The sequence below is a fragment of the Methylobacterium sp. DB0501 genome, assembly GCF_011043735.1.
In the GTDB taxonomy this organism is placed as follows: Bacteria; Pseudomonadota; Alphaproteobacteria; order Rhizobiales; family Beijerinckiaceae; genus Methylobacterium; species Methylobacterium alsaeris.
The window spans coordinates 184,046-202,894 of sequence record NZ_JAAKGV010000014.1 but is presented as its reverse complement, the minus strand read 5'-3'; the positions used below and the strand labels follow the sequence as shown (position 1 = coordinate 202,894).

Sequence of the window (18,849 nt, the reverse complement as noted above, 5' to 3'; positions counted from 1 at the left end):
GAGCATCCAGGAACAGCCTCGACGCTGAGCGGTTGTCCGAGCATCGCCGCCTACACATAGGGAGTATGAGCATCCCGAGGTGAGGCGGCCGGCGCACGCGGAACGCCAATCCCGGTTTCCGCGGCGCGACGAGCCCGGGAGACCGATCAGCCATGAAAGCCCTCGTCTGGCACGGCACCGCGGATATCCGCTGCGACACGGTCCCCGATCCGACGATCGAGGACGGGCGCGACGCCATCATCAAGGTGACCTCCTGCGCCATCTGCGGCTCCGACCTGCACCTCTACGACCACTTCATGCCGGGCATGAAGTCGGGCGACATCATGGGCCACGAGACCATGGGCGAGGTGGTCGAGGTCGGCCGGGACAACACGGCGCTCAAGGTCGGCGACCGGATCGTCGTGCCGTTCACCATCATCTGCGGCCAGTGCGAGCAATGCCGGCGCGGCAATTTCTCGGTGTGCGAGCGCTCGAACCGCAACGCCAAGCTGGCCGAGACCGCCTTCGGCCACACCACCGCGGGCCTGTTCGGCTACACGCACCTCACCGGCGGCTATCCCGGCGGCCAGGCCGAGTACCTGCGGGTGCCGTATGCCGACGCCACCCACATCAAGGTGCCGAACGGCATCCCGGACGAAAAACTCCTCTTCCTCTCCGACATCTTCCCGACCGGCTGGCAGGCGGCGGTGCAGTGCGACATCCAGCCGGAGGACACGGTGGCGATCTGGGGCTGCGGCCCGGTCGGCCAGATGGCGATCCGCTCGGCGATCCTGCTGGGGGCCAAACGCGTGATCGCCATCGACCGGGTGCCGGAGCGCCTGACCATGGCCCGGGCCGGCGGCGCCGAGACGATCGACCTCGACCAGGAATCGAACGTCGTCGCGAAGCTCAATGACATGACGAACGGCAAGGGGCCGGAGAAGTGCATCGATGCGGTCGGGATGGAAGCCCACGCCACCTCCTCGCTCGATGCGATCTACGACCGCGCCAAGCAGGCGGTGATGCTGGAGAGCGACCGGCCGCACGTGCTGCGCCAGATGATCATGGCTTGCCGCCCGGCGGGCGTGCTGTCGATCCCCGGCGTCTATGGCGGCCTGATCGACAAGGTGCCCTTCGGCGCGGCGATGAACAAGGGCCTGACCTTCCGGATGGGCCAGACCCACGTTAACCGCTGGTCCGGCGACCTGCTCCGGCGGATCGAGGAGGGGCAGATCGACCCGTCCTTCGTCATCACCCACACGGTGGGATTGGAACAAGGGCCCGAGATGTACCGCACGTTCCGCGACAAGCAGGACGGCTGCATCAAGGTGATGATCCGGCCGTGAGGATTCAGGCATGAACAGAACCGTGAATCCCCGCTCCCGCTCCGCGCACGACGCGCTCGCCCGCGGCCTCGGCTGGTTCTCGATCGGGCTCGGTCTCGCCGAGATCCTGGCGCCCCGCGCCCTGTGCCGGGGGCTCGGCCTGGAGGGCCGCGAGGCCCTGGTCCAGGCCTACGGCGCCCGCGAGGTCGCCACCGGCGCCGCGATCCTGATGAGCCACGATCCGACCCCGTGGATCTGGGGTCGGGTCGCGGGCGACGCGGTCGACCTCGCCACCCTGGCGACCGGCTTCGAGGGCGACAACCCCCGCGCCGGCACCCTGGCGCTGGCCACCGCGGCGGTGGCGGGCGTCACGCTCGCCGACATCGTCTGCGTCCAGGGCCTCACGGCCGACAAACGCCTGCCGCCGCCGGGGACTTACGAGTACCACAACCGCAGCGGCCTCCCGGGGGGCCTCGCAGCGGCCCACGGCGCCGCCCGTGACTTCGCGGTGCCGCGCGACTTCCGAATCCCGGAGGCCTTGCGCCCCTGGCGCGACGGCCGCCCGGCGGCGTGAACCGGCATCCTCGCTGTCATCCCGGGGTCCGCTGCGCGGCTCCGGGATGACAGCGAGGGCTCCCACGTCGTCGCGGCCAAAGAAAAAGGGCCGCCTCCCGGCGGCCCTCCTGCCCCGGTCGGCCCCGACGCCTACTCCTTGTCGCCGCGATGGATGCCCTTGTCGCGGTTCTCCTTCAGCCGGCCGTCGTCCGAATGCTGCACGGTGCCCTGGTTCGGAGCGTCCGGGTTCTTGTGGTTGTGGCGCGTGTGATCAGTATTGGCCGATTGAGACTGCTGCTTCTTGTCCGACATTCTCGTATATCCCATGATCTGCGATGCGCTGCAGTGAGTGTTTCGATAACATATGATCGGGGTGCGGGTTCCTGCTAGAGGAGAATTGCTGCCCGGGATCGGGCGCGACATTCCGTCGGCGCGAGGGCGGTGCCGCAGGGGCTGGAAAAACGTCATGCGGTACCCGGGGTGGCTGCGCACAGTGGCTAGGATATTGTCCTGGCGGGACCCGGAGGCAGGCCGACTCAGGCCGCTCGGAAGGTCTCCTGCGACCGGCACTCGACGGCACCGGCACCGGCTTCAGCGCACGCTCAGTCCATGACGTCGGTCCGAACGAACAGCGACCACTGGCCGTGAGACTTACGCCGACAGAATGTCCCGCCGTTGATGGGCGTCGGTGCTTGCTCGTGCAGGCAGCGCAGGAGTGTTATTTGTTATCCGATATCGGTACCGATATATTAATACATGGCCAAAATCGAAGCTGACATATATATAGTGATAGCGAGCTTCGTAGCGCCCGATAGTGCGTAGGATTTTCTTTGCCGGCATCAGTGTCCGGCGCGACGTCTTGGGAGGTCCGCATGATTGGCAGGCGCGTGTTCTCATCGGGTGCTCTCGCCGCGCTCGCAGGGGCAGGCCTTCTCAAGGCCCGGTCAGGTCAGGCGGAGGAGGGAGAGGAGGCCCGCCCGGCCGCATTCACCATCCAGTACGCAACCAACCGCCAGAAGGTCGGAGGCACCGAGCTGTTCGGTCGCGAGTACGAATGGGGAGCGGACGACGACCGATACCATGCCGGGGTGCTGCCGGTCCGGGTCGACGGCGTCCGGGCGGCCGTGGCGTCGGTGCCCGATGGGGTCGGAGAGCGGGATCCGCGCGCGGTCATCCGGGAGTTTCTGCGCCCGGGCGGCGAGGCGCAGGGCAGAGGACGACGATTCGCACCGCCTGATTCCGTTCTTGTCTTCATTCATGGATTTGCTTTTGAGTTCTCGGAAGTCCTGCCCGTTGCAGTGCAGCTCTCTCGCGGATATCGGCCCACGAGCACATTGTTCTTCTCTTGGCCTTCTTATGGGACTTACGAGAAATACAAGCGCGATCAGCCCTACGCCTATGGCTCCGGCGCGGCCGCCGCCCATTTCATGCGCGACCTTTTCGACGAGTACGACAAGCTGCACGAGCCCCCGGCAATGTCCCTCGCCTGCCATTCCATGGGAAATCGCGTGCTGAGTGCCGTGGTCCAGCATCTGAAAAACGACAGGCCGCGCGAAAAGAATTATCTCGCCAAGCGATACTTCGAGCACATCTTCCTGTTTGCTGCCGACGAGGATTATCGTGCGCTCAATGATCCAAGCAAGCTTGATCCGATCCTTGATCTCGTGAGAAAAACAGTGAACATCTACGCGAGCGGCGACGATTTCGCCCTTCTCCTGGCTGAGATCGTGAACGACACGCCCGAACTCGGGCGAACCGGACCGTACAGCTTCCCGATCAGGGATGGGAGCGGCAGGAAGCGTGACAACTTGTATTGGTTGAACTGTCAGCCGGTGGCGGACCCCGTGTCGCAGACGTTCGGGCACCAATATTTTCGCCTGTCGGCGCCGGTGATGAATGACGTGCGACAAGTGCTTGCAGGTGTCGATCCGAGGCAGATTGCCGGCCGCTGTCCGGCAGGCTTCGAGGGACAGAAATTCGATATCCGGTCCGATTCGTGCCGGTCATGAGGGATCCGCCGGTCGATCGCTGCGGAGTGCGGCCGCCAATGTCCGGGCCGGGCCGGGCCGGATCGCGGCCGACGCCGAGCGGTAGGGATAAGCGTGGTGCGCTCGACTTCAGCGCGGTTTGCGATGGGACCGTGTTGCCCCGGGGTGAGGCCTCGCCTAGCATAGCCGAATGAGCCCGACCCGCCCGACGATGACCGTTCGAGGCCGACGCCGCATCCGACGCGGTCGGCGGGACGGGGGCGTGTAGCTCCTCGCCAGCTTGAGCGGCGTGTCCGCTGCTCGCTTGCACCCATACCGGATCGCGTCCTCCCGAGCCTCGCGGCCGTGGGCGCGGCGAGGCGTCACCTGCCCCGCGCGGTGGAGCCCGAGCGTTCGGGGGCCGGGGCGCAAGCGAAGGCGAACAGCCGTGACAACCATCGATCCGCCGACGATCTGGACCGTGCCGGCGCCGTTCCGCACGATCTACACCCATGCCCGCGAGGCGCCGGCCGGCCGCAGCCTCTTCGTCTCCGGCCAGTTCGGCGTCGCGCCGGATGGGCGGATGCGCGAGGGTTTCACCGGGCAGCTCGGGCAGGCGATGGACAACGTCGAGGCCCTGCTCGCCGCCTCCGGCCTGGGGGTGCCGGAGGTCGCGAAGGCGACGTTCTTCCTGACCCGCGCGGACGACCTTCCCGCACTCGGCGAGGTGCGCCGGGGTCGCTGGGCCTCGGACAGGCCCGCCGCCGTCACCGTCATCGTCGTCGCAGGCCTGGCGCGGCCGGATGCGCTGGTCGAGGTCGAGGTGACGGCCGTCGCGGCGACGCCGGACGCGCCCGCCCTCGGGACCTTGCGTCCCGCGACGACGGCCGACGTTCCGGCGATTCAGGCCCTGGTGCGGGCGGCCTACGCGAAGTGGGTCCCGGTGATCGGCCGCGAGCCGGTGCCGATGACCGCCGATTACGCCCAGGCGGTCCGTTTGCACCGCTTCGACCTGCTGGAACGGGACGGAGCGCTCGTGGCCCTGGCCGAGACGATCCCGCGCGCCGATCATCTCTGGGTCGAGAACCTGGCGGTGGCGCCGACGCATCACGGCCTGGGGCTCGGGCGGTGGATGCTGCGGCAGGTCGAGGAGAGTGCCCGCGCGCGCGGGCACGGTGCGATCCGGCTGGCGACGAACCAGGCCTTCGCCGCCAATCTCGACTTCTACCGGCGGGCGGGCTTCGTCGTCGAGCGCGAGGAGCCGTTCCGGGGCGGGATCGGGGTGTACCTCGCCAAGACGCTTTGATGCGAGTTCCGTTAGGTCACCTCCGGACTCCGTCTCGCCAGTCTGCGCGGTGGAGCCGAAAGCTCCACACGCGTGAGCAAAGCTGACTTCCGCATGCCGAACGCGGTTGCGTGGCAATCGCCGAGCAATCAATCGGACGTCGTATGAGAAGGGCCTCCCGACAGAAGACGGGCCCGGCGACAGGCTGGGCCCGTCCGGTGCCTGCGCGGCTCGCGACCGCTACCCCGACCCCCGTCGGCCCATCGAGCGCCTGCGGTACCCGCCGCGCCGGCGCCATCCTGCGGCAGGGCTTGTTGAGGATCCCGAACTCGCCGCCGCCGGTACCGGTCCGCTCGCATCGGCCCGCTCGATCGAGGCCTCGGCGTAGCCGGTGGTCCGCGGCACCTCGATCGGTATGCGGTAGCTCGACATGGAGGACCGGGCCTGCCGGGGCCGCATCCGGGCACCGATGCTGGCAGACCGGAGTACGGAACCCCGGTTCACACCGCATCGGCCCATCCCGGGCGCCGGGACAGGCTGGGGGCACCCCGGCGATTTTCCCCGTGACGAGCGCTCGCCCGCGGGGCTAGGTTCCGCGGGGCCAGACTCCACTCGGCCGGATTCTCGGCGTCAGGTTCATGGCGCCCGTTCGGCTCGCCCACGATTCCCTTCCCCCGCGAGGTTTCGATGCAGCCCGCCACCGTTCCCGACGTGACCTTCCACACCCGCGTCAGGAACGACGCCCTCGGCGGCCCCAACCCGTTCGAATGGAAGGATCTCACCTCGGCCGAGGTGTTCGGCGGCCGCAACATCGTGCTGTTCGCCCTGCCCGGCGCCTTCACGCCGGCCTGCTCCGACGACCACCTGCCGGGCTACGAGCAGCATGCCGAGGATTTCGCCGCCCTGGGCATCGACCAGGTGATCTGCCTGTCGGTCAACGACGCCTTCGTGATGTTCCAATGGGCGCGCGCGAAGGGCATCGAGAAGGTGTTCATGCTGCCCGACGGCAATGCCGACTTCACCCGGCAGATGGGCATGCTGGTCAAGCGCGGCCGGCAGGGCATGGGGATGCGCAGCTGGCGCTATTCCATGCACGTCGAGGACGGCACGATCGCCAAGATGTTCATCGAGCCCGGCTTCCGCGACGACCCGCCCGGTGTCGGCCTCGCGGTCTCGGATGCCGGGACGATGCTCGACTATCTCAGGTCGCGGTAGGCGAGCCTCCTCCGGCCGCCGCCAGCACGATCCGGGCGGCGCTGCGGCTCGGATCGTCGCCATCGGGCAGCCGCATCGTGGCGTCGAGGCGCGCGAGCGCGGCTTCCTGCGCGGTCCGGGCGGGACCCGGGAGGAGCAGTGGACCGAGCGCGGCGGCCAGGCGCTCCGGGGTGCACTCGGCCTGGATCAGCTCGGGGATCGCGTTCTCGCCGAGGATCAGGTTCGGCAGCACGATCGTCGGCACCTGGATCAGGCGGCGCACGATCACCTCCTCGATCTTCGGCACCTGGTAGGCCACCACCATCGGCACGCCGGACAGCGCCAGTTCCAGCGTCACCGTGCCGGAGGCGGCCAGCGCCGCGCGCGCGCGCCGGAAGGTCGCGAGCTTGTCGGCCTCGCCGTCGATCAGGCGCGGGGGCACCGGCCACGTGCCCGCGAGGCGCTCGATCAGGGCGCGATGGCGGGCGACGGCCGGCAGCTCGACCGTGAAGGCGTGGCCCTGCGCCCGGATCGTCGCCAGGGTCGCACCGAAGATCGGCATCAGCCGCTCGATCTCGGTGCGGCGCGAGCCCGGCAGCACCGCCAGCACCGGTTCGGCGGCCTGGCGTGCCGCGATCTCGGCCGGGCCGGGCCGCAGCTCGCCCAGGCGCTCGATCAGGGGGTGGCCGACATAGGTGCAGGCCGGCCCGCCGAGGCGGCGATGGGCATCGGGCTCGAACGGCAGCAGGGCGAGCACGTGGTCGATGTAGCCGCGCATGGTCTTCGCCCGCCACGGGCGCCAAGCCCAGACGCTCGGGCTGACGTAATCGACCACGGGGAGGTCCGGCCGCTGCCGGCGCACCCGGCTCGCCACCGCGTGGGTGAAGCCCGGGCTGTCGATGATGACGAGCACGTCGGGACCGGCCGCCACGCAGGCCCGCACGGTCTGGCGGATGCGCCGCATCAGGAGGCGGATGCGGGCGGCCACCGCGAGGTAGCCGATCACCGCCACGTCCTCGAGGGGAAACAGCGAGTCGAGGCCCTCCGCCGCCATCGCGTCGCCGCCGACGCCGGCGAGCGCCAGCGGCCTCCCTGAGAGGTCGCGCAGGGAGCGGATCAGCTTGGCGCCGAGCTGGTCGCCGGATTCCTCGCCCGCGACGAGCCAGATCGTGAGAGGACGCTCGCTCAACGGGAGGGCTCCGGATCGGGCGGCAAGGAATCAGAAGGCAAGCCGAGGAGGAAGAGGCCGAGGCGGTCGGCGAGCGCCACCGTCTCGGGCCGGTCGAGCACCAGCGTGTCGCCGGCTCCGACCGCGATGCCGGCGCAGCCGGCCTCCGCCGCGCGCTTCACCGTGCGCGGGCCGATCGCCGGCAGGTCGACGCGCAGGTCCTGGCCGTCCTTCGCGCGCTTGACCAGCACCATCCCGGCAGGCGGGCGGCCGAGGCCGAGGGGGCGGCGGGCGAGAGCGCGGGCGCGGGCGAGCATCCTGTCGGTCCCCTCCGGCCCCTCGACCGCCAGAACCCGCCGGGTCGCCACCACGGCGGCCTGGCCGACATCGTGCGGCGACAGGCTGGCGAGCAGTGCCCGGCCGGCCTCCACGGAGGCCTCCGCCGCCGCGTCGGGCGAGAGCGCCCCGAGGCGGCCGGACGGCGCCATCAGGTTCGGGGCGAGGTCGCGCACGCCGAGCACCTGCAGGCCGTGCTCCTCCAGCAGAGCGAGCACGCCGCGCAGCAGGTGATCGTCGCCGCCGGAGGCGAGCGAGCGCAGGGCGTCGCGGTTGCGGTAGGCGGCCATCGTGTTGAGGAGGGCGGCCGGGCTCGGCCGCGCGACGGCGCCGGCGAGCGTCACCCCGGCGGGCGCCCAGGCGCACAGCGTGTCGAGGGCGCCGCGCACGTCGAGCAGGTCGACCGTGGCGTCGGCCCGCCGCCGCGTCGCCGGATCGGCGAAGCCGCGGATCGCCAGCACCCGGCAGGAGCGCCCGGCCCGGTCGAGGGACGCGGCGATGAGGAGCGGCAGCCGGCCGGCCCCGGCGACGATCGCCACCGGGCCGGTGGCGGTCCCGGTGCCCCCCGCCGCGGCGACCATCACGCCGCGCTCGTCGAGCAGGGGCATGCCTTACGCAGGACCCGGGGCCTCGCGCGGGGTGCAGACCGAGCGCTTGCCGCCCTCGCGGATGAAGGCCAGGATCTCCTGAACGATCGGGTGCTGGTCGAACTCCGTCGCCACGTCCTCGACGCGCTCCATCAGGGTGCCTTCGAGGGCGAACAGCAGGCGGTAGGCCTTGCGGAGCGCATGGATCTCCTCGCGGGAGAAGCCGCGGCGTTGCAGCCCGATGATGTTGAGCCCCGACAGGTAGGCGCGGTTGCCGACCGCCATGCCGTAGGGGATCAGGTCGTTCTCGAGGCCCGAGAGGCCACCGACGAAGGAATGTGCGCCGACCCGGGCGAACTGGATCACCGCGGCGCCGCCGCCAAGGATCGCGTAGTCGCCGACCTGGCAATGGCCGGCCAGCATCACGTTGTTGGAGAACACGACGTGGTTGCCGACCCGGCAATCGTGGCCGACATGGCTGTTGGCGAGGAAGGCGCAGGAATCGCCCACCACCGTGGCCAGCCCGCCGCCGGCGGTGCCGGGATTCATCGTCACGCCCTCGCGGATCTGGCAATCGGCGCCGATCGTCAGCGTCGAGTCCTCCCCGCGGAACTTCAGGTCCTGCGGCGGGTGGCCGATCGACGCGAAGGGGTAGATCCGGGTGCGCGGGCCGATCGTGGTGCGACCGGCCACGACGACGTGGCTCAGGAGCCGGACGCCGTCGCCGAGCTGAGCGTGCGGCCCGACATGGCAGAACGGCCCGATCTCGACGCCGGCGCCGATCACCGCGCCGTCCTCGACCACCGCGCTCGGGTGGATGCGGGTCTCAGCCGGGTCGTTCATCTCGGGCACGTCGCTCATCTCACGTCGCTCATTCGGTCACCAGCATCGCGCCGATCTCGGCCTCGGCCACCAGCACGCCGTTCACCTTGGCCTCTCCCTTGAACCACCACATGAAGCGGCGGTTGCTGGTCTTGCGCATGTGGTACTCGACCACGTCGCCCGGTACGACCGGCTTGCGGAACTTCGCCTTGTCGATGGTCATGAAGAAGACCTTGCTCGGCTTGGCGTCGCCCTTGAGCTTGTGCGCGCAGCAGATCGCGCCGGCGGTCTGGGCCATGCCCTCGATCAGGAGGACGCCCGGGAAGACCGGGGCGGCCGGGAAATGGCCGGTGAAGTGCGGCTCGTTGATCGTGACGTTCTTGATGCCGATGCAGCTCTCGTCGCGGTCGATCTGCACGATCTTGTCGATCATCAGGAAGGGGTAGCGGTGGGGCAGGAGCTCCATCACCCGCAGGATGTCGGCCGTTCCCAGCTCGGCAGGCATCTCGGTCATGGTGTCACGCTCCCTCATGGCTGCCCGGATCCGCGCCGGTCGTCGGTGCGCCGTCTTTGGCGAGAAGTGGCGCGGATGCAAGCAATTTGCGGCGGGAGCGGGGCGAGGGACGACCCGGCCCCCGCGGCGGCCTCAGCCCTCGCCGCCCTCGTCGCGGGCCCGCGCCGCGAGGTTCTTGAGCGTGGTCATCTCGCGGAACCACTCGCGCACGGGCTTGGCCGGGGTGCCGCCCCAGCGGGCGCCGGCCGGCACGTCCTTGTTGATGTTGCTCGATCCGGCGATCTGGGCGCCCATCCCGACGCGCAGGTGGCCCACCACCCCGACCTGGCCGCCGAGCACGACGTAATCCTCGAGCGTCGTCGAGCCCGAGATGCCGACCTGCGCGACGATCACGCAGTGGCGGCCGATGACGACGTTGTGGGCGATCTGGACGAGGTTGTCGATCTTGGTGCCCTCGCCCACCACCGTGTCGCGGCTGGCGCCCCGGTCGATCGTGGTGTTGGCGCCGATCTCGACGTCGTCCTGGATGATGACCCGGCCGACCTGCGGCACCTTGAGGTGGCCGCCCGGCCCCATGGCGAAGCCGAAGCCGTCCTGGCCGATGCGGGCGCCGCCATGGACGATCACCCGGTTGCCCAGATAGGCGTGCAGCACCGAGGCGTTGGCGCCGACGGCGCAAGCCCGCCCGATCCGCACGCCCGGGCCGATCACGCAGCCCGCCGCCAGCACGGTCTCGGCGCCGACCTCGGCCTCGGGGCCGATCACCACGCCCGGATCGACGATCACGCCGGGCTCGAGCCGGGCGGTCGGGTGGACGAAGGAGCCGGGCGAGATGCCGGTGGCGCCGAACAGCGAGGTCGGCCGCGCGGCGCTCGGGAAGAGGCGGGCGAGCACCTTGGCAAAACCCCGGTAGGGCTGCGGCGTCACCAGCGCCAGGGTGCCGGCGGGCACCCGGGCCGCGAAGCGCGGCGAGACCAGGCAGGCGCGGGCCCGGGTGGTCCCGAGGGTCTCGGCATACTTGGCGTTGTCCATGTAGGCCAGGTCGTCGGGCCCGGCGCTTTCCAGCGGCGCCGCGGCGCGGATCACCGCCTCGCCGTCGGAATCCGGCGGCAGGGCGGCGCCGGAGAGCGCCGCGACCTCGCGCAAGGAGACGGGGCCCGCGAGAGGGAAGAAGACCGGTTCCGACATCACCTGCATCCGCTGGGGCCGGCGGGTCGGGACACGACCGCCGAGGGGAGGGCGCCCGGACTAGCGGGTTGAGACGGTGGGCACAAACAAAAACGGCCGCGAAGGCTCGATGCCCCGCGGCCGCGGATCCGGAGCGGGCGCTACTGGCGCCCGCCGAGACGATCTTAGAAGCGCGAGCCGCCCGAGAAGCGGAAGGCCTGCGTCTGGTCCTTGCCGACCCGGCCGTAATAGGTGCCGTCGGTCCCGAAGACCTTCTGGCCCTCGTCCTTGGTCAGGGCGTAGGCGTAGTCGAAGCGGATCGGGCCGAGCGGCGAGTTCCACAGGATCGAGGCGCCGACCGACGACCGGATCGTGGTCTTGTCGCGCACGTTCACGCATTCCGGCTCGACGCCGATGGCGTTCGGGCCGATGGCGCTGAAGTTGCACGAGCCGTTCGGGGCCTGGCCGTTGATGAAGCTGTCGCCGTTGACGTCGAAGGCGCGGCGGCCCTTGTAGCCGAACAGCGTACCGGCATCGGCGAAGACCGCGCCCTTCAGGCCGAGGTCGCGGGGCAGGCCCCAGATCGGGAACTGCACCTCGACCGAGGCACCGACATAGGTCGTGCCGCCGATCGCGTTCGAGCGGGCGTCGCCCGAGCCGACGTCGCGGGGGCCGATACCGTTCGGCGCGAAGCCGCGGACCAGCGACGGGCCGAGGAAGAACTGGTCGGTGACGCGAAGCGTGTTGCCCTCGGTCGGCTGGACGTGGCCGCCCTGGAACTTCACGAAGCCGACGACGTCCTCGTACAGCTCCTTGTAGTACCGGGCCTCGCCGGTGACGCGGAAGAACTTCGAATCGCCGCCGATGCCGGCATATTCGGGCTTCACCTCACCGTAGAAGCCGTTGCGCGGCAGCTGCAGGTTGTCGAGGGTCGAGTAGGCGAGCGTCACGCCGGCGAGGGAGGTCAAGGTCGAGCCGACCGCCTCCTTCAGCGCGATCGAGGCCTCGCCGTCATAGGCGCAGTTCGGGTACCTCGCCAGCCCGCCGACGTTCCGACCGTTGAGGATCGTGCCCGGGTCGTAGGTGGAGGTGTAGCCCGGGATCGGGAACGAGCAGTCGTTGTACGGCCGCTTGAGGGTGTTCGGGATCTTCAGGTCGGTGTTGTAGATCGAGTAGCGCAGCGTGATGCCGAACTCCTCGGTGATCGGCAGGCCGAGGCGGAGCTGGCCGCCGACCACGTCGGTCACGTAGCGCGAGTAGCGGGTCTGGTCGCTGTACTTGTTGAAGACGTCGAAGCCGGCCGCGAGGCGGTAGCCGAGGAAGTACGGCTCGGTGAACGAGAAATCGACGCCGCGGGTGTACTGGCCGGCAGTGCCGGCGAGGCGAACGTACTGGCCGCGGCCGAGGAAGTTCGACTCCGAGACCGAGACCTCGCCGATGATCCCGTCCGCCGTCGAGTAGCCGCCGGCGACCGAGAACGAGCCGGTCGGTTGATCCTCGACGTCGATGTTCACGACGACGCGGTCGGGGGCCGAGCCTGGCTCGTTGGAGAACCGCACCTTCTTGAAGAAGCCGAGGCCGTTCAGCCGGCGCTCGGCCCGGTCGACCAGCACGCGGTTGTAGGCGTCGCCCTCGGTCAGGTCGAGCTCGCGCCGCACGACGTAGTCGCGGGTGCGGGTGTTGCCGCGCACGTTGATGCGCTCGATGTAGACCTTCGGTCCGTCCTCGACGATGTAGCCGAGGGCGACGGTGCCGGTGGCGCGGTCGCGCTCGCCGGTCGGGCGGACCTGGGCGAAGGGATGGCCGGCCCGGGCCACCGAGGTGGTGACGCCGGTGAGCGTCTTCTCGACGTCCTCCGCGTTGTAGACGTCGCCGACGCCGGTGCGCAGCTCGTCGCGCAGCACCGTGCCGTCCACGCCGGGGATGCGGGAATCGACCGCCACCGCGCCGACGCGGTACTGCTGACCTTCCTCGACCGTGATGGTGATGATCCAGCCGCCGGCCGCATCGTCGAAGCGCGAATCCGCCGAGGCGATCCGGAAGTCGGCGTAGCCGTTCTTCAGGTAGTAGCGCCGGATCAGGTCGAGGTCGTTGGCGAGCCGGTCCGGATCGTAGACGTCCGAGGTCTTGACGAAGCTGAGGAGGTTCATCTCCGACAGCGTCATCAGATCCTTCAGGCGGCCTTCCGAATAGACCTGGTTGCCGACGAAGCGAATCTCCTTGACGCCGGTCTTGTCACCCTCGTCGATGGTGTAGACCACGTCGACGCGGCCGTTGGGCAGGTCGACGGTGCGCACCGAGACCTTGGCGAGGCCGCGGCCGGCGCGGCGGTAGACCTCGCGGATGCGCTCGAGGTCGGAGTTGATGGTCGCCTGGCTGTAGGGCCCGCGCGCCTTCGACTCGACGATGCTCTCGAGCGTGCCCTTCTCGACCTTCTTGTTGCCCTCGAACACGACGCGGTTGATCTGGTTGTTCTCGCGCACGGACACGATGATGCGCCCGCCGCTATGCGAGACGCGCACGTCCGAGAACATGCCGCTGGCGATCAGGTTGCGGCGGCCCTCCTCGGGCGACACGCCGACCACGTAGGAACGGACCGTATCCGGGTCGATCCGGGAATTGCCCTGAACGACGATCTGCTGCGCGAAGGCGCTGCCGCTGGCGGCGATGGTAGCGGCCATGACAATGGCGCCCTTCGCCGACGCACGCCGGCGCTTACCCGTCATCGACATCATAAATGGCCCGTCTCATTTTTTGTCGGTACGGGTTTGCACCCGCAGACGATCGCCTTCTCGCGAAGGCGAAGGCCCCTGGTCCTAGCCCCGCTTCTATCGGGAATCCCTGGCGAAGCAAACGCCACGCTCCCAGCAGACCTGGATTTTGCCCAGACGTTGCCTTCCTGTCACGGGCTAAGGCCACGCTTTCACAGGGCAAGGTCAGCGCGCGGTGAACGGGACGCCTCGGCGAACGCCCCGGAATGGCACGCATTTTACGAAAATTGTGGACAACTCACGCGAAAGAGCCGCCCGCGCGGCGCGGACGGCTCTTCGCAGGCGGGGAGGGGGCTCCCGCCTCAGGTGCCGCGGTTGAACGCGGCGCCGATATGCAGGATGTCGTTCCAGGTCGCGAACAGCATCAGCATCAGCACCAGGGCGAGGCCGATGCGGAAACCGATCTCCTGCGCCCGCTCGCTCAAGGGGCGGCCGCGGACGATCTCGACGGCGTAGAACATCAGATGGCCGCCATCGAGCATCGGCACCGGGAACAGGTTGATGAGCCCGATCGACACCGACAGCACCGCGATCAGCCCGACCAGGGCGCCGATGCCGCCGATCTTCGCGGCCTGGCCGGAGACCCGGGCGATGCCCATCGGACCGGAGAGCTGGTCGGCGGATTCGCGCCCCGTGATCAGCTTGCCGATGTAGCTGAAGGTCCGGTCGACGACGAAGTAGGTCTCGGCGACGCCGATCTTCAGCGAGTCGAGGGCGCCGTAGCGCACCAGCTTGACCTCTGCGGCGTCGCGCGGCCCCTGGATGCCGAGCCGCCCGATGCGCTGGGTGCCGAACGGGGTCTTGTCCTCGAAGGTGTCAGGCGTCGCCGCGAGCGGCGTGGTGACGCCGCCGCGCTCCACCGTGAAGTCGAGCCGGTCGCCGGCGGCGCCCGAGACGGTGCGCTGCATGTCGGCGAAGTTGTGGATGGCGCTGCCGTTGATCGTCAGCACCACGTCGCCGGGCTGGAAGCCGGCGCGCTCGGCCGCGCTGCCCGGCTGCACCGCCGAGACCCGGGGCGCCACCTCGTAGCGGCCGGTGACGTAGACGGCGCCGGCGAAGACCGCGATGGCGAGCAGGAAGTTCGCGACCGGACCCGCCGCCACGATGGCGACGCGTTTCCAGACGTTCTGGGCGTGGAAGCTCACCGCCCGCTCGGCCGGATCCATGCGCGCGGCCGCCTCCGTGTCGGGCACGCTGGCGCCGTTCATGTCGCCGACGAACTTGACGTAGCCGCCGAGCGGGATCGCCGACAGCTTCCAGCGGGTGCCGCGGCGGTCGTTGAAGCCGACGATCTCCGGCCCGAAGCCGATCGAGAAGCTGGTCACCCCGACGCCGCACCAGCGCCCGACCAGGAAGTGGCCGAGCTCGTGGATGAAGACCACGACGGTGAGGACGAACAGGAACGGCACGATGTAGCCGAGCAGGTTCGTCGTCGCACCGCCCACGACGTTGAGCAGATCCATGGTCACCTCGATGCGGCGCGGCGGGCTCTCCCCGGCCCGGCGCGGCCGCCTTCCCGTTCCGACCTTCATACAGGCTCGGCGAGCCTGCGAACAGGGCGCGAAACGTCCGAGGGTTAACTTAACGAAAGCCTAAGCCGCCAGGGCCTCGGCGCTCCAGCCGCGCACCTCGGCGTCGATGGCGAGGGCCTCCTCGACATCGGCCGGGGCGGAGGGGAATCGCGAGGCGAAATGCTCGCAGGCCCGCTCGACCAGGGCGGCGATGTCGTAGAAGCCGATTCCCCCGGCGATGAAGGCCGCCACCGCGATCTCGTTGGCCGCGTTCAACACCGTCGGCTGCGCGGCCCCGGCGGCGAGCGCCGCCTTGGCGATCCGCAGGCAGGGGAAGCGCTCCTCGTCCGGGCGCTCGAAGGTGAGGCTGCCGGCCGCCGCGAGGTCGAGGGGCCGGCCGCGGGCGATCGTCAGGCGCTCGCCCAGGCCCAGGCAATGGGCGATCGGCACCCGCATGTCGGGCAGGTAGAGGCCGGCGGTCACCGAGCCGTCGCGCCAGGTGACGAGGGCGTGGACGATCGATTGCGGGTGCACCACGGCGTCGAGGCGCTCCGCCCCGAAGCCGAACAGGTGATGGGCCTCGATCAGCTCCAGGCCCTTGTTCATCAGGGTGGCCGAATCGATGTTGATCTTCATGCCCATCGACCAGGTCGGGTGGGCGGCCGCATCCGCGGCCGTCGCCGCGGCGATCCGCTCCCGGGTCGCGGTGCGGAACGGTCCGCCCGAGGCCGTGATGGTCATCCGGTCGACGTCGTCGAGCTTGCCCTCGCCGATCGCCTGGGCGAGCGCGTTGTGCTCGGAATCCATCGGCAGGATGCGGGCGCCGTATGTCCGGGCATCGCGCATGAAGGCGTCGCCGGCGCAGACGAGGCTCTCCTTGTTGGCGAGCGCCACGGTGCGGCCGAGCCGGATCGCCGCGCTGGTGGGCGCGAGGCCGGCTGCCCCGCTCACCGCCGCCACCACGAGGTCGGCATCCCGGGTTGCCGCCTCGATCACCGCGGACGGGCCGGCGCCGCAGGCGATGCCGGAGCCCGACAGCGCATCGCGCAGGGCGAGCCCCGCCTCCGGGTCGGCGATCGCCGCGAACTCTGCGTTCAGCTCGCGGGCGACGCGGGCGAGCGCCTGCGCGTCCCGGCCGCCCGCCACGGCGCCGACCCGGAAGCGGTCCCGGTGCTGGTCGAGCAGGTCGGCGGTCGAGCGTCCGATCGAGCCGGTCGCGCCCAGGACGGAGACGGTGAGGGTCATGGCTGTCCCGTGAGAGTGAGGCCGACGAGCAGGAGGCCGGCGAGGAGGGCCACGGCGAAGAAGCCGTCGAGGCGGTCCATCACGCCGCCGTGGCCCGGGATCAGGCGACCGGAATCCTTGGCGCCGTAGGCGCGCTTGAGGGCCGATTCGGCGAGGTCGCCGCCCTGGCTCATCACCGAGGCGACGGCCGAGAGGACGGCGGCGAAGGGGATGGACAGGGCCTCGGTGGCGCCGAGATGGCGCGCGCCGGCCGCCACCGCGCCGCCGACGATCGTCGCGCCGATCAGGCCGCCGCAGAAGCCCGACCAGGTCTTCTTCGGGCTGACCGCCGGCCACAGCTTCGGCCCGCCCAGCGAGCGGCCGGTGAAGTAGGCGGCGATGTCGGTGGTCCAGACCACGCCGAACAGCCAGAGCGGGCCGGCGAGCCCGATGCGGGGATCGTCGCGCAGCAGCACCGGCACCAGGGCGACCACGAGGGCGCAGGCGAGGCTTGCGGGAGCCCAGATCCGGCCCGAGGCCGGCCGGGCCAGCAGCGCCAGGGCCGCGAGGCCGAGCACGGTCGTGCCGAGGAGCCAGGGGAGGGCGATCGGCAGTCGCGCCCCCGCCACCATGCCGGCCAGCACGAGGCCGGCGATGGCGAGCAGCGGCCGGTGCGGTGCCGTCCGGGTGATGGCGAGCCACTCGCCGACCACCGCGAGGCCGGCGAGGAACCAGACCACCGCGAAGATCCAGCCGCCGTTGAGGGTGGCGCCGAGCACCAGCAGGCCGAGCACGATGCCCGACACCGTGCGGGCGCCGAGCTCCGTCGCGGGCCAGGCCGGACGGCCCGTCCCCGGGAGCTTCGTTCCGTCGGAGCCCGCCATCAGCCCGCCCGGGCGCTGAGGCCGCCGAAGCGGCGGTCGCGGCTCTGGAACTCGCCGATCGCCGCCACGAAGGCGGCGTGGTCGAAGTCCGGCCAGAAATCCGGCACGAACACGAACTCGGAATAGGCGGTCTGCCAGGTGAGGAAGTTCGACACCCGCTGCTCGCCGGAGGTGCGGATCACGAGGTCGGGGTCGGGGATGCCGTGGGTGTCGAGCGCCGCCGTCATCGCCGCGGCGTCGATCGCCGACGGCGCCAGGCGCCCCTCGGCCACCGCCCGGGCGAGCGTCTGCACGGCCCGCAGGATCTCCTGGCGCCCGCCGTAATTGAACGCCACCACCAGGGTCAGCTTGGTGTTGCGGGCGGTGCGCTCCTCGGCGTCGCGCAGGAGGCCGGCGATGTCGCCCGGCAGGCCGTCGCGTTCGCCGATGATCCGCACCCGGACGCCGTTGGCGTGCAGGTCGGCGAGGTCGCGGCGCACGAACAGCTTGAGCAGGCCCATCAGGTCCGCCACCTCGGCGGCCGGCCGGCGCCAGTTCTCGGACGAGAAGCTGTAGATGGTCAGGTAGGGAATGCCGAGATCGATGGCCGAGCGCACCGCCCGGCGGACCGCCTCGACGCCGCGGCGATGGCCCTCGACCCGGGGCAGGCCGCGGCGGGCGGCCCAGCGGCCGTTGCCGTCCATGATGATGGCGACGTGGGCCGGCATCGTCCCCGACGACGTGATTCCAGAGGACGTGGTCCCGGACGGCTTGGGTCCGGACGGCTTGGGTCCGCCCGGCGCGGGGCCGGGGCCCGCCGCCGGCTGGCCCTCGATGTCCCGACCCGCGGCCTCGCCTGCCTCCAGCAGGGTCACCGTCTCGCTGTCGCCTGCCATGCTGGCCCCGACCCCGGCGGAGCCGCGTTCCGGCTCCGCGCTCCCCACGCGTTCGTTCAAGTCATGCCGTCTTCGCGTCAGACCTGCATGATCTCCTTCTCCTTGGACGCCAGGGTCTGGTCGACCTCTGCGATGTGCTGATCGGTCGCCTTCTGCACCTGATCGGCCTGGCGCTTCTCGTCGTCCTGGCTGATGGCGCCGTCCTTCTCGAGCTTCTTCAGGAGGTCGAGGCCGTCGCGGCGGACGTGGCGGACCGCGACGCGGGCCTCCTCGGCGTATTTGTGCGCGACCTTGACCATTTCCTTGCGGCGCTGCTCGTTCATCTCGGGGATGCGCAGGCGGATGGTCTGGCCCTCGGTCATCGGGTTGAGGCCGAGATCGGATTCGCGGATCGCCTTCTCGACCGCCGCCACCATGCCGCGGTCCCAGACCGAGACGCTGAGAAGGCGCGGCTCCGGCACGCTGATCGTCGCGACCTGCGCCATCGACATCGCCGCGCCGTAGGCGTCGACCTGGATCGGGTCGAGGAGCGAGGGTGTGGCTCGTCCGGTGCGCAGCGAGCCGAGATCGTGCTTGAGCGAGTTGATCGCGCCCTGCATGCGCCGCTTGATGTCGTTGAGGTCGAAGGAGGGGGTAGGCATTCCTGCGAGTCCCGAGGCGTCTTGAGGAGAATGGGGGAGGCCGG

General features: G+C 70.3%; 17 protein-coding genes. 5 read left to right on the top strand and 12 right to left on the bottom strand.

Going from position 1 to position 18,849, the window contains the following annotated elements:
- Window positions 1-152 precede the first annotated feature (152 nt).
- Both G4G93_RS20980 and G4G93_RS20975 read left to right on the top strand, forming a co-directional pair.
- Entirely contained in the window at window positions 153-1,325 is a 1,173-nt protein-coding gene (locus G4G93_RS20980) for a zinc-dependent alcohol dehydrogenase (RefSeq protein WP_165086842.1), read from the top strand.
- Between the two features lie 10 nt (window positions 1,326-1,335).
- On the top strand, window positions 1,336-1,878 hold the full coding sequence (locus G4G93_RS20975) for a cyclase dehydrase (RefSeq protein ID WP_165086841.1): 543 nt from the start codon (window positions 1,336-1,338) through the stop codon (window positions 1,876-1,878).
- 131 nt (window positions 1,879-2,009) lie between these two features.
- Here the strand turns inward: G4G93_RS20975 and G4G93_RS20970 are convergent, their stop codons facing one another.
- Window positions 2,010-2,171, bottom strand: coding sequence for a hypothetical protein (locus tag G4G93_RS20970; RefSeq protein WP_165086839.1), 162 nt, complete (start codon window positions 2,169-2,171; stop codon window positions 2,010-2,012).
- Between the two features lie 560 nt (window positions 2,172-2,731).
- Between G4G93_RS20970 and G4G93_RS20965 the strand changes: the two genes are divergently transcribed.
- The 3 genes from G4G93_RS20965 (at window position 2,732) to G4G93_RS20955 (ending at window position 6,326) form a co-directional block, all read left to right on the top strand.
- Window positions 2,732-3,868 (top strand): alpha/beta hydrolase, encoded by a 1,137-nt coding sequence (locus G4G93_RS20965; protein ID WP_165086838.1) that lies wholly within the window; start codon window positions 2,732-2,734, stop codon window positions 3,866-3,868.
- Between the two features lie 406 nt (window positions 3,869-4,274).
- Window positions 4,275-5,132: a GNAT family N-acetyltransferase gene (locus G4G93_RS36600; protein WP_165086837.1), complete on the top strand. Its 858-nt coding sequence runs from the start codon at window positions 4,275-4,277 to the stop codon at window positions 5,130-5,132.
- A gap of 666 nt (window positions 5,133-5,798) precedes the next feature.
- On the top strand, window positions 5,799-6,326 hold the full coding sequence (locus G4G93_RS20955) for a peroxiredoxin (RefSeq protein WP_165086836.1): 528 nt from the start codon (window positions 5,799-5,801) through the stop codon (window positions 6,324-6,326).
- Here G4G93_RS20955 and lpxB read toward each other — a convergent pair.
- From lpxB to frr, 11 genes are all read right to left on the bottom strand, one after another.
- The gene (lpxB, locus tag G4G93_RS20950; RefSeq protein ID WP_165086835.1) at window positions 6,313-7,494 is read right to left on the bottom strand and encodes a lipid-A-disaccharide synthase; all 1,182 of its coding nucleotides are present in this window, start codon (window positions 7,492-7,494) and stop codon (window positions 6,313-6,315) included. The two genes, G4G93_RS20955 and lpxB, sit on opposite strands and share 14 nt — an antisense overlap.
- Complete coding sequence (locus G4G93_RS20945; RefSeq protein ID WP_165086894.1) at window positions 7,491-8,390, bottom strand: LpxI family protein; 900 nt, start codon at window positions 8,388-8,390, stop codon at window positions 7,491-7,493. The genes lpxB and G4G93_RS20945 overlap by 4 nt, the downstream gene beginning before the upstream one ends.
- Window positions 8,391-8,420: 30 nt before the next feature.
- Window positions 8,421-9,257, bottom strand: a complete 837-nt coding sequence (lpxA, locus tag G4G93_RS20940; RefSeq protein ID WP_395409883.1) for an acyl-ACP--UDP-N-acetylglucosamine O-acyltransferase — start codon at window positions 9,255-9,257, stop codon at window positions 8,421-8,423.
- Between the two features lie 10 nt (window positions 9,258-9,267).
- Window positions 9,268-9,723: a 3-hydroxyacyl-ACP dehydratase FabZ gene (gene fabZ, locus G4G93_RS20935; RefSeq protein WP_395413591.1), complete on the bottom strand. Its 456-nt coding sequence runs from the start codon at window positions 9,721-9,723 to the stop codon at window positions 9,268-9,270.
- A 141-nt stretch (window positions 9,724-9,864) separates the two neighbouring features.
- Window positions 9,865-10,920: a UDP-3-O-(3-hydroxymyristoyl)glucosamine N-acyltransferase gene (gene lpxD, locus G4G93_RS20930; RefSeq protein WP_165086834.1), complete on the bottom strand. Its 1,056-nt coding sequence runs from the start codon at window positions 10,918-10,920 to the stop codon at window positions 9,865-9,867.
- 164 nt (window positions 10,921-11,084) lie between these two features.
- Window positions 11,085-13,634: an outer membrane protein assembly factor BamA gene (gene bamA / locus G4G93_RS20925; protein ID WP_165086833.1), complete on the bottom strand. Its 2,550-nt coding sequence runs from the start codon at window positions 13,632-13,634 to the stop codon at window positions 11,085-11,087.
- Window positions 13,635-13,972: 338 nt separating this feature from the next.
- On the bottom strand, window positions 13,973-15,133 hold the full coding sequence (rseP, locus tag G4G93_RS20920; protein WP_165086891.1) for an RIP metalloprotease RseP: 1,161 nt from the start codon (window positions 15,131-15,133) through the stop codon (window positions 13,973-13,975).
- Between the two features lie 129 nt (window positions 15,134-15,262).
- Complete coding sequence (dxr, locus tag G4G93_RS20915) at window positions 15,263-16,426, bottom strand: 1-deoxy-D-xylulose-5-phosphate reductoisomerase (protein ID WP_165086832.1); 1,164 nt, start codon at window positions 16,424-16,426, stop codon at window positions 15,263-15,265.
- The gene (locus G4G93_RS20910) at window positions 16,423-17,289 is read right to left on the bottom strand and encodes a phosphatidate cytidylyltransferase (protein ID WP_165086831.1); all 867 of its coding nucleotides are present in this window, start codon (window positions 17,287-17,289) and stop codon (window positions 16,423-16,425) included. Before G4G93_RS20910 ends, dxr begins: the two co-directional genes overlap by 4 nt.
- Entirely contained in the window at window positions 17,289-18,212 is a 924-nt protein-coding gene (locus tag G4G93_RS20905) for an isoprenyl transferase (protein WP_312892168.1), read from the bottom strand. The genes G4G93_RS20910 and G4G93_RS20905 overlap by 1 nt, the downstream gene beginning before the upstream one ends.
- A 29-nt stretch (window positions 18,213-18,241) precedes the next feature.
- On the bottom strand, window positions 18,242-18,805 hold the full coding sequence (gene frr / locus G4G93_RS20900) for a ribosome recycling factor (protein WP_048434929.1): 564 nt from the start codon (window positions 18,803-18,805) through the stop codon (window positions 18,242-18,244).
- Between the last annotated feature and the right edge of the window lie 44 nt (window positions 18,806-18,849).